Origin of the sequence: Pararcticibacter amylolyticus, from assembly GCF_003130405.1 — a bacterium.
Taxonomy (GTDB): domain Bacteria; phylum Bacteroidota; class Bacteroidia; order Sphingobacteriales; family Sphingobacteriaceae; genus Arcticibacter; species Arcticibacter amylolyticus.
Map to the genome: position 1 here is coordinate 69714 of NZ_QEAS01000025.1, position 10214 is coordinate 79927.

The window sequence follows — 10214 nt, forward strand, 5'->3', positions numbered from 1 at the left end:
CGGCAGAGTCGCATTGACATACGTAGGCGCCTGATTAGTCTTTATAGTGATCTTAAAATCTTTTTCTTCAATAGAAACTTCATTAACACCTGATTTCGAAACAAATCTGATAAGTTCCTGAACCTGTTTGATATCCATATTTGTTTTTTAGGTTAATTTATTTATAATTCAAAGTTCATAAATAAAAATTACTTTCCCTCTAGTATGCCCATTTTAAATACAAGGAGCCCCAGGTAAAGCCACCGCCAAAGGCAGCCAGGATCAGATTATCCCCCTTCTTCAGCTTGCTTTCCCATTCCCATAAACAAAGGGGAATAGTTCCGTTGGTCGTATTTCCGTAGCGGTCTATATTGATCATCACCTTTTCAGATGGTACACCCGCGCGGCTGGCAGTAGCGTCAATAATTCTTTTATTAGCCTGATGAGGAACGAGCCATGCAATATCCTCGCTCTTCAGGTTGTTACGTTCAATAATCTCAGCAGCAACATCCGCCATATTGGTCACGGCAGATTTAAATACAGCCTGGCCCTCCTGGTAGGCAAAGTGCTGCCTGGCATCCACGGTTTCATGGGTTGCCGGCATTTGCGATCCGCCTGCCTTCACATAAAGGAACTGGCATCCGGCACCATCGCTTTTCAGTATTGAGTCTATCACCCCGTAACCTTCCGTGTTAGGTTCAAGCAGGGCAGCCCCGCATCCGTCGCCAAAAAGAATACAGGTCGCCCTGTCCTCATAATTGACAATCGACGACATTTTATCACCACCCACAACCAGCACTTTCTGGTGCTTGCCGGATTCTATAAACTGTGCACCGGTAGCCAGACCAAACACAAATCCGGAGCATGCTGCCTGCAGATCATACCCCCAGGCGTTTTTAGCACCAATCTTATGAGCCAGAATGTTTGCGGTTGCCGGAATCGGCATATCAGGAGTGGATGTACAAAAGATGATCATATCGATCTCCTCTGCTCCTATTCCCCGCTTTTCAAGCAAGCCCTTCACAGCAGGTACTGCCAGATCAGAAGTAGCAAGCCCTTCTCCTTTCAGGATCCTTCTCTCTCTGATACCAGTACGTGACGTAATCCATTCATCATTGGTTTCCACCATGGTTTCCAGTTCATGATTGGTCAGCACGTAATCAGGTACGTATCCATTAACCGCTGTAATTGCGGCATATATCTTTTGCATTGTCCTGTCCGAATTATTTAAATGCAGATATGATCTTATCTATTAATTTAGTGGTGATCATGCTCCTTGAAAGAAGGATCATATTCTTTATCGCCTCCGGATTTGATATACCATGACCTATGATCACAGGAGCATTTATCCCCAGGATCGGACTGCCACCATATTGCTCATAATTAAAGCGGGCAAAGAACTCATCCTGAAATCCCTTTTGCTGGGTTAGTACATAGAATGTTTCAGCCAGTTTAAGCATCACATTTCCTGTAAAACCATCGCAAACAATGACATCAGCCTTTTCATTAAACAGATCCCGGCCTTCAATATTCCCGATAAAGTTGAACATATTCGTGTCCTTCATCATCGGATGGGTAGCGAGCATTAAAAGATTTCCTTTTTCCTCTTCCTCTCCAATGTTCATAAGCCCCACTTTAGGCTTGTGAATGCCCAGAATACTTTCAGCAAACAGGCTGCCCAATATACCGAACTGCAGAAGTGTATCCGGTTTGCAGTCTGCATTTGCACCTACGTCAAGCATGATACCATAGCCCTTCTTCAGCTTAGGTACCACAGTAGAAATTGCCGGACGAATAACCCCCGGAACAGTTTTCACACTGAACATCGCACCAACCAGCATAGCACCAGTATTACCCGCAGAAGAAAAGGAATCAATCTTTTTCTCCTTGAGCAATTTAAAGCCAACGCTTATGCTTGAATCAGGTTTCTGAGTAATAGCTTTTGTGGGATGTTCGCCCATACTAATAGTTTGAGTAGTATGAACAAACTCGAAATGATCCGGATTAAAGTTCTGCTCCTTCATAATAGGAAGAGCCTGGTCTTTGTCACCAATGAGCACCAGTTTCTGGTGTGAATCTAAGGCTTTAAAGGCTGCAATTGCTCCCAAAACAGTTGCATTGGGAGCAAAATCTCCGCCCATTATATCTAAGCCAATTTTCATTTTAGAAAATTACCTTATGCGATAGAGGTGTTCTCGATAACTAATTTACCGTTATAATACAGGTTGCCATCAACGTTGTATGCACGGTGTGGCTGGTGAACTGCGCCTGTAGTTTTGCAGGTAAACAAGGTTGGCGCTTCTGCTTTATAATGAGTTCTTCTCTTATCTCTTCTCGACTTGGACAACTTACGTTTTGGATGTGCCATTTTCCTGTTTTTTTAATTATTGTTTTTTTATTCTTTTTAATGCATCCCACCTTGGATCTGCATCTTCATTTTGTTCTTCTTCTGTGTTCTGGCCCGAAAGCGTCTGCAGCTTTTCAAGCATTCCTTTATCGCACCATTCAGTTGCTCCCGGCTCTTCACAACGGTGAAAATAAGGAACTGCCAGATTGATATACTCATATATCAGAGGCGCAACATTGATCTCGTACTCGTTCTTCCCCAGTACCATGATCTCATCTGTATCATCCTCCAGATTCTCATCCTCATGGAACTTCGCAATCTGCCGCTCCTGTATATCCACGACAATCGGAAAGTCCGATAAACACACATCGCAATTAAGATAAATACTGCCCTTAATTCCGAAGTTCAGGATGATCATCGTCTCCTGTTTATCAAGCTCCAGGTTGACCTTCAGCTTCCCGTTCTTTACCAGCGAGTATTCAAACTCGTTGAAAAAACGTTCATCTATATCAAACTCGAACTGATGCCTTCCCGTCTTTAACCCGGTGTATGATATCCGATATTCCTGTAACGATTTCAAAGCACGCCAATTGAGCCTGCAAAAATAGATAAAATTAATGATTCTGTAAAAGTTTTTTTAAATATGGAGAAGAGGCTTTCTTTTTCTTCTTCGCACCCTTGTTATACCAGATAATGAACCCGGTAACAGGAAGAGAAGCGCAGACAAGAGACACCAGAAAAGCGAGCACTTTTGTTGAAATTCCCGCGAAGGCCCCGGTGTGCAGATCATAGTTCATACTCCTGAGTTTTTCGCCCCCTTTAAGATCTTCATTGCCGTATTTTAAAAGCAGTTCTCCGGCATTCCGGTCGAAATAATACCATTTAAACTCATGGGTCCGTTTCTCAGCGATCCTCACCTGTACATCCAGGGGAGCAGTGTTCTTTTCCCTGAAACGGATGGAAAACACGTCAGCGGACGAGTGAACAGCCAGAAGGTTCTGAATCGCGCGGTCAACCGCAGGGAAATGATAACTCTCATTAGGTGATGATACCGGGATCTCCCGCTTATGCTCCTTCCGGCCTCCGTTAGCAATATACTGTAATGATTGATCAGCCCAGTCAAAAGCGAAAACCAATCCCGTCAGAGAGATCAGCAATGCGGGGATCAGAATGTAAAAACCTCCGACATTGTGAATGTCATAATTTAAACGTTTTTTTCCAACTCCCCGCTTTAATAACAGAGCTCTTCTGACCAGCTTCCGCTTCCAGAATTTCGGCCACCAGAGGACCAGGCCGCTTAGTAATAAAACAAAAAAGCAAAGGGTCGAAACCCCGGTTATAAGACCACCAGCCTTTGCTCCCAGGAGCAGGTGCATATGCATACTGATTACCAGCTGAAAAAACTCGTTGCGGGCATCCTCAACATACACTACTTTTCCGCTATATGGGTTAACATACACGCGAAAGTAATATTTATAGTAATTCCAGTGACCGAAGGCATTTGCATTAGTCGACGATGCCCTGAAGACCCAGGTGCGCCCTGCCCCCGGATAAATCTCACAGCGGGAGATCCTGTATTCCGGGCCAAGTGCATGCCTGGCTTGTTTTAAAACGAAACTAAACGGAAGCGGCTTACCCTCAGCCTTCTCAGTAAAGAGCCTGTCCCGGTAAAAAAATTCCTTTAACTCATCCGAAAAGACGTTAATGCAACCTGTAATGCTGACAATAAAAACGACAAGGCCCGAAACGAGGCCCAGCCATTTGTGTATCAGCAAAAACGTCTTTTTTACCATAAACATTAAAAACTATACGACACATTCAGGTTCATAGTAGCTCCATTGCCTCTTACGTATTCAGCATCTAGAGCCCGGTACTGACTTACTACGGGGTAGTAAGAAGTGTTCAGGAGATTCTCCACGCCCAATCCGGCAGACCACTTACTATTGAAACGATAACTGGCAGAAAGGTTAAACAGGTCAATTGATTTAACCGGCCCCTCACTGTTAGCATATAAACCGTTTGAACGAACGTCAAAACGGTCACGGCTTCCTGTATGCACCCAGAATACCCGCATATCCAGTGATCCGGAAGGGCGATACGCCAGGTAAGCCGTTGCCTTTGAAGGCGCAATACGCAAGCCGTTCATGTATACTTTCGTACCATCCTGCTGCTCAGCCTTTCCTTCTACAAAAGTATAACTCGCACCCACTGTCCATTTACGGCTGAGATAAGCGTCGGCAGCGATTTCATACCCGTGAACCCTTTCAGGCTCCCTCTGTGCAACGAGGAAACCTCCTACATCCACCAGGTTGGCTCCAAGTTTAGAAGTACTGATATAATAAGAGCCGGTCAGATTGAAAATTCCGATCCTGCTGCTGAATCCCGCTTCATAATTATTGGTAATAACAGGATCTGTTTCAATACTTTCCAGTGTATTGCTGGTAGCACGCCGGAGGATACGCCCAAGCTCGTTAATGGCAAATCCCTGAGAAAAGCTGATAAAAGGATTAAACGCATCAAACTTCACATAGCGTAAACCCGCATTGAATGTTGTTGCGTTATACGGAATTTTCCCTCCTGATACCGCTATGCTCCCCTCACCGTTAGGCCCGGTAGCGATTGTATTGAAATCCTTTACTTTAACTCTCGCGTTCTCATACCGTACCCCAGCTTTCAGTACAAAATCAGTAAAAAAATCGAGTTTCATCTGGGCATAAGGAGCAAGATTGACCATGTTCATATCAGGAATATAAACCCTTCCATCGGTCAGTACCTGATTTGTACGGTCGTTCAAAAGATCAAGGCCATAGGTCAGCTCCCCGTCCCCCAGTGTTCCCATCTTCCATGGAGTATTCAGAGTTACGCGCAATCCTTTCTTGAAAGATTGTATTTTCGTTTGGCCGGGACCATACCAGGCAGTACCCTTTTCCACATACCTGTTCATCGAGATAAACTCGTTATAATAAGCAGAAACATCCAGGGAAGTAGCTAAAGGAAGTGATTTGTGACGATATGTAATAAATGCATTATGATTATACGGAGTGCCTGCTGGCTTCCCGGGATCATCCCCTTTCTCCCCTATTGAAGGCCGCTCCCCATACTTGCCTGTAACATTAATATAATCACTGTTTTGTACACTCCTGAAAAGATTGTAGGACGCTAAGATCTCGCTGTTTTCATCTGGTTTATATCCCAGTTTCACAAATGTATTGTACAGCGAATTTTCGCCTAAGCCGTCAGCCTGGGCATTCACATTCCCCTTCGCATCTTTCAAAACCCCGGTGTAATTATAAGTCCCGCTAACCAGATAGGAGAACTTATCCAGCGATCCGGAAAAGGTCTGGGAAAGCCTGTAGCCTCCTGTATGCGAAGGATGTGCAACATTTCCATTAAGTCCAGCACTCGTAGTTCCCGAAAATGCCTTATCCTGTGAAGGCTTCTTTGTAATAAAGTTAATGATTCCCCCGGCCGATCCGTTTCCATAGATAGACGTCGCTCCCTTTATCACCTCCACTCTTTCAATAACTGCAGGATCAAGGGTACGGATATCCCGGCTGCCATTCATCAGCGGGGTCGATTGAGGAATCCCGTCGATCAACACCAGCACCTGGCGCCCGCGCAGTGTCTGGCCGGAATTCGTAGCCTTATTCGTCGCAGTCCCGAGTCCGGGCACCGTATTACCAAGAATGGCAGCAACAGAAGGATTTACATTCTGCTGTTCTTTTACATCCCGTTCTGTCAGGATACTTACGGAAGACGGTACTTCATTAATGCTTTCAGCTTTACGCCCGGCAGTGACTACCACTTCTGAAAGAGTATTCTCCGGTTCTAAAACAAAGGAAAGCCGGACATCCGAACCCGCTGAAAGACTTACTTCTTTCGATAGTTTTTTATATCCGATAAGACTTATATGGAACCGGTGCGTACCTGCAGCAATATTTTTTATCGAGAACCATCCCCGCTCATCGGTCAGGCTGCCCCTTGCTCCTTCTACAGCTACAGTGGCATAAGCAAGAGGATGTCCGTCCGGACCAGTGACAGTCCCTTCAGCAGATACATTCTTTTCCTGTGCCCGGGAAACTGCTGAAAAAAGGATCACCAGCACCAGAGACAGAGATAAACGAACAAGCCGTGAATTTAAGAAAGATGAATAGTGATTTTTTGAAATGACACCTTCGGACAAACTGAACATAATTGCGTGTTTTGGTTGAATATGCCGCAAAAATATTCTTATTTAGAATTAGTACAAATAAATTTACCGAATTATATCACAAAAAAAACTTTAACTGCCAGTCCGGCTTTCATTCATACATAATTTCAGCCCATTCCTCTTTAGTGCTCTAATATCACATTCAGAATTTCCGGTATTCTTCAGCAGGGCAGCAATTCAGCTGCTAATCCCGGTCTTTAGAAAGCTTGGTGATCTTAAGAGGATTTGAGGTGAGCTCTGCCATTTCACGCCGGCGCTTAACAATATTCATAGCCATAAATAGCGCCTCCCTGAAAGAACTTTCACTTGCCAGATTCTTTCCTGCAATATCATAGCCCGTACCATGGTCCGGAGACGTCCGTACAACAGGCAGACCAGCAGTAAAATTCACACCAGTATGAAAATCGATATATTTAAAAGGAATAAGTCCCTGGTCGTGGTACATAGCCAGCACAGCATCAAATTTCATATGCGATCCGTTCGCAAAAAAGCCATCTGCCGCATACGGACCAAAAGCGAAGATCCCGCTTTCGTTTGCAGCCTCGATTGCCGGAATAATGATATCTTTCTCCTCTGTACCGATCAGACCGTTATCTCCGGCATGCGGGTTGAGACCGAGCACAGCGATTTTAGGCTTCTGAACCCAGAAATCATTCTTCAGGCTCTCTTTCATCAGCTCCAGCTTCGAAATGATACTCTCTTTCGTAATTCCCGAAGCAATCTGTGATACAGGCACATGGCCGGTGACTACCCCCACTCTGAGATCTTCTCCAACCAGGAACATCAGCGAATCTTTCGCTTGTGCTCTGTGCTGAATATATTCAGTATGACCGGCAAAATTAAAACTGTCGTTTTGAATCGTATGCTTATTGATGGGTGCTGTTACCAGCGCGTCCGTATTTCCTTCAAGCAGATCAGATACAGCTCTTTCGAGAGAGATAAAAGCATACTTACCACCTGTAGGACTCGCAGAACCCGGTTCTATCTTAACATCTTCATCCCAGCAGTTGATCATGTTCGGCCGTTTTCCGTTAGCCTGGTCCGGCCTGGAAATAACATTGAAGCTGAAGTCACCCATGGATAAGGCCTTACGGTAAAAAGATGCAACCTTGGTAGTACCATATACAATCGGTGTGCAATAGTCATATATTGTATGATCTGAAAGGGTTTTTAGTATGATCTCTAGTCCGATGCCGTTTATATCTCCAATTGAAATACCAATTTTAATCTTTTCGCTCATTTTAGTTTACTTCGCAGTATGCTGTACTATAATTTTTGCAAATTAACTATTTTTCATCTAAAAAGTATTCTCTAAGAGAAGATGAAGGATTGATAAAATTGTAACCGATTATCATATCGTTTCTGATACTAAATCCCGTAATTTGTAGTCTGCACAACTAGCAGACCGCGGTTAAAAGCTGTGATCTGCTGGTTCCGGCCGGTGACTGGCGGCATGGGCAAGGTTAAAAGACAAGAATGGTTAGGGCAAAAAAACATTTAGGACAGCATTTTCTCACTGATAAAAACATCGCTTCTAAGATCGTAGAGAGCCTCAGGCCGGCAGGCCGCTACACAGAGGTACTCGAAGTAGGTCCGGGGATGGGGATACTGTCCGATTTCCTGCTTCAGAAGGAAGAGTACCAGGTACATCTGATCGATCTGGATAAAGAATCCTATGAATTCCTTCAGAAAAAATATCCATCGCTGGGTCAGCGGCTGATAAACGGTGACTTCCTGGAGCTGAACTTTAAAGATACCTTCAGTGATAAAGTAGCAGTTATCGGAAACTTTCCTTACAACATCTCTTCACAGATCCTGTTTAAAATCCTGGAAAACCGGCACCTGGTCCCTGAAGTGGTCGGAATGTTTCAGAAAGAAGTAGCAGAACGCTGCACAGCGGGGCCCAGAACGAAAGAATATGGCATTCTCAGCGTCTTTATCCAGGCCTATTATAAAGTAGAATATCTTTTTACTGTTAAAGCGGGAGTATTTAATCCTCCGCCCAAGGTGCTTTCTGCCGTTATCCGCCTTACAAGGAATGAAACAGAAAAGCTGGACTGCGACGAAAATATGTTTTGGAAAGTGGTAAAAGCAGGATTCAACCAGAGGCGCAAAACTCTCAGAAACGCACTCTCCTCTGTTATCAGCAAAGATAAAATGGGTACGGAGCCTGTATTCGACCAACGCGCAGAACAACTCGGTGTAACAGATTTCGTCAACCTCACCAATCTATTGCAGAATGCCCGTTGATCCGCAATACCTTCTCATCATGAATCATAAAATTCCAAATTCGTAAGCTTAAATGGTTAAAATACTCATTGCAGATAAACTTCATCCGGCTTTCAAAGAAAAAGCTCAGAAACTGGGATATCTCGTTGACGACTGCCCCGACTATTCAAGGGAGCAAACACTTAGTGTCATACACGAATACGATGGACTTGCCATCCGCACTAAGTTTAATATTGACAGGGAAATTATGGAAGCAGCAACCCGCCTGCGTTTTATCGCCAGGGCAGGTGCCGGCATGGACAATATTGACGAGCAGTTTGCGCGTGAAAGAAACATATCCTGTATAAATGCCCCCGAAGGAAACCGTGATGCAGTAGCGGAGCACGCGCTCGGACTTCTGCTTTCTTTAATGAATAACCTGAAAAAAGGAGATACTGAGATCAGGAATGGCTATTGGGATCGTGAAGGAAACCGCGGAGTGGAACTAATGGGAAAGACTGTTGGAATTATCGGTTATGGCTTTATGGGACAGGCATTTGCCCGCAGGCTATCGGGATTCGGAGTAAACGTCATCGCCTACGACAAATATAAAACCGGCTTTAGCGACGAATACGCGAACGAAGCAAGCATGGAGCAAATAGTCAAACAATCTGATATCTTAAGCCTCCACATTCCTTTAACCAGGGAAACACGGCAAATGGTAGATGACGAATATCTCTTTCACTTCAGGAAACCCATCTGGTTTTTAAATACGGCAAGAGGTGAAATCGTTAACACCCAGGCTCTACTGAAAGCAGTCCGGAACGGAAAAATTGCAGCCGCAGGTCTTGATGTTCTGGAATCCGAAAAATTTCCCGCCCTGGGTCAGCAGCCCTGGTTTGACGAACTGGTGAATTGCGGAAAGGTTTTGCTGTCGCCTCACGTTGCAGGGTGGAGCGTTGAATCTTACCGGAAAATATCTGAAGTTTTGGGGGAGAAGCTGGAAAAATTAAGGCTTACCTGATGCGTCAATTCAAAAAATAGCTTAACTGATTTTTAATGGATCACCTGTAACGTCCGGGCAAATTTGCCGGGAGTGCTTCTCTGTGCGCATACCGGGATCCTTCCAGGTTCCAATTACTTCTCCTACATTTCGCCGCCCGCAGATCGAGTTTTGTAGTTACCGCATCCTTCCAGTTTCCAATTATTTCCCGGTTGAAGTCTGAATGTTGCCGCTCATCTGCCTCTTAGATCCCGCATAGAGGCCGCCTTTCTTATTAAAAAGGCGGGTTCTGTATGGCACTTAGCCTGTAAATACATGGGTTTATTTATAATTAATCTAAATAACAATCAGCACTTGATCCCTGTCCTGTAATATCCCAACTTTACTCTCAAAGCCGGCAGCACCGGCGCCCCTGACCCTCCAGGAACCTCCTTCAGAGAATATGATCCTCCCGGGCCTCCGACGCT

Annotated in this window: 9 protein-coding genes and 1 pseudogene; 2 read left to right on the forward strand and 8 right to left on the reverse strand. The window is 44.6% G+C overall.

Annotated features, from left to right (window positions below; genetic code table 11):
* The 8 genes and pseudogenes from DDR33_RS26800 to pdxA all read right to left on the reverse strand — a co-directional run.
* A pseudogene (locus DDR33_RS26800) lies at nt 1–138 on the reverse strand (acetyl-CoA carboxylase biotin carboxyl carrier protein); the annotation flags it as partial.
* Nucleotides 139–199: 61 nt separating this feature from the next.
* Nucleotides 200–1189, reverse strand: coding sequence for a beta-ketoacyl-ACP synthase III (locus DDR33_RS22480; RefSeq protein WP_109418048.1), 990 nt, complete (start codon nt 1187–1189; stop codon nt 200–202).
* Nucleotides 1190–1202: 13 nt separating this feature from the next.
* Nucleotides 1203–2141, reverse strand: a complete 939-nt coding sequence (gene plsX, locus DDR33_RS22485; RefSeq protein ID WP_109418049.1) for a phosphate acyltransferase PlsX — start codon at nt 2139–2141, stop codon at nt 1203–1205.
* Nucleotides 2142–2155: 14 nt separating this feature from the next.
* Complete coding sequence (gene rpmF / locus DDR33_RS22490) at nt 2156–2347, reverse strand: 50S ribosomal protein L32 (RefSeq protein WP_109418050.1); 192 nt, start codon at nt 2345–2347, stop codon at nt 2156–2158.
* Nucleotides 2348–2363: 16 nt separating this feature from the next.
* Complete coding sequence (locus tag DDR33_RS22495) at nt 2364–2906, reverse strand: YceD family protein (protein WP_109418051.1); 543 nt, start codon at nt 2904–2906, stop codon at nt 2364–2366.
* Nucleotides 2907–2940: 34 nt separating this feature from the next.
* A complete protein-coding gene (locus tag DDR33_RS22500) occupies nt 2941–4119 on the reverse strand; it encodes a PepSY-associated TM helix domain-containing protein (protein ID WP_109418064.1) in 1179 nt (392 codons plus the stop codon).
* Nucleotides 4120–4124: 5 nt separating this feature from the next.
* Nucleotides 4125–6518, reverse strand: coding sequence for a TonB-dependent receptor (locus DDR33_RS22505; RefSeq protein WP_109418052.1), 2394 nt, complete (start codon nt 6516–6518; stop codon nt 4125–4127).
* A gap of 202 nt (nt 6519–6720) precedes the next feature.
* On the reverse strand, nt 6721–7776 hold the full coding sequence (pdxA, locus tag DDR33_RS22510; protein ID WP_109418053.1) for a 4-hydroxythreonine-4-phosphate dehydrogenase PdxA: 1056 nt from the start codon (nt 7774–7776) through the stop codon (nt 6721–6723).
* 236 nt (nt 7777–8012) lie between these two features.
* On the opposite strand from pdxA, the gene rsmA reads away from it, so the two are divergent.
* Nucleotides 8013–8786: a 16S rRNA (adenine(1518)-N(6)/adenine(1519)-N(6))-dimethyltransferase RsmA gene (gene rsmA, locus DDR33_RS22515; protein WP_109418054.1), complete on the forward strand. Its 774-nt coding sequence runs from the start codon at nt 8013–8015 to the stop codon at nt 8784–8786.
* A 52-nt stretch (nt 8787–8838) separates the two neighbouring features.
* A complete protein-coding gene (locus tag DDR33_RS22520; protein WP_109418055.1) occupies nt 8839–9768 on the forward strand; it encodes a 2-hydroxyacid dehydrogenase in 930 nt (309 codons plus the stop codon).
* Nucleotides 9769–10214 lie beyond the last annotated feature (446 nt).

What these genes read in the sequence shown, in the direction of transcription:
- DDR33_RS22480 (WP_109418048.1), bottom strand. Translation starts at nt 1,189, where the DNA reads ATGCAAAAGATATATGCCGCAATTACAGCGGTTAATGGATACGTACCT.
- plsX (WP_109418049.1), bottom strand. Translation starts at nt 2,141, where the DNA reads ATGAAAATTGGCTTAGATATAATGGGCGGAGATTTTGCTCCCAATGCA.
- rpmF (WP_109418050.1), bottom strand. Translation starts at nt 2,347, where the DNA reads ATGGCACATCCAAAACGTAAGTTGTCCAAGTCGAGAAGAGATAAGAGA.
- DDR33_RS22500 (WP_109418064.1), bottom strand. Translation starts at nt 4,119, where the DNA reads ATGGTAAAAAAGACGTTTTTGCTGATACACAAATGGCTGGGCCTCGTT.
- DDR33_RS22505 (WP_109418052.1), bottom strand. Translation starts at nt 6,518, where the DNA reads ATGTTCAGTTTGTCCGAAGGTGTCATTTCAAAAAATCACTATTCATCT.
- pdxA (WP_109418053.1), bottom strand. Translation starts at nt 7,776, where the DNA reads ATGAGCGAAAAGATTAAAATTGGTATTTCAATTGGAGATATAAACGGC.
- rsmA (WP_109418054.1), top strand. Translation starts at nt 8,013, where the DNA reads ATGGTTAGGGCAAAAAAACATTTAGGACAGCATTTTCTCACTGATAAA.
- DDR33_RS22520 (WP_109418055.1), top strand. Translation starts at nt 8,839, where the DNA reads ATGGTTAAAATACTCATTGCAGATAAACTTCATCCGGCTTTCAAAGAA.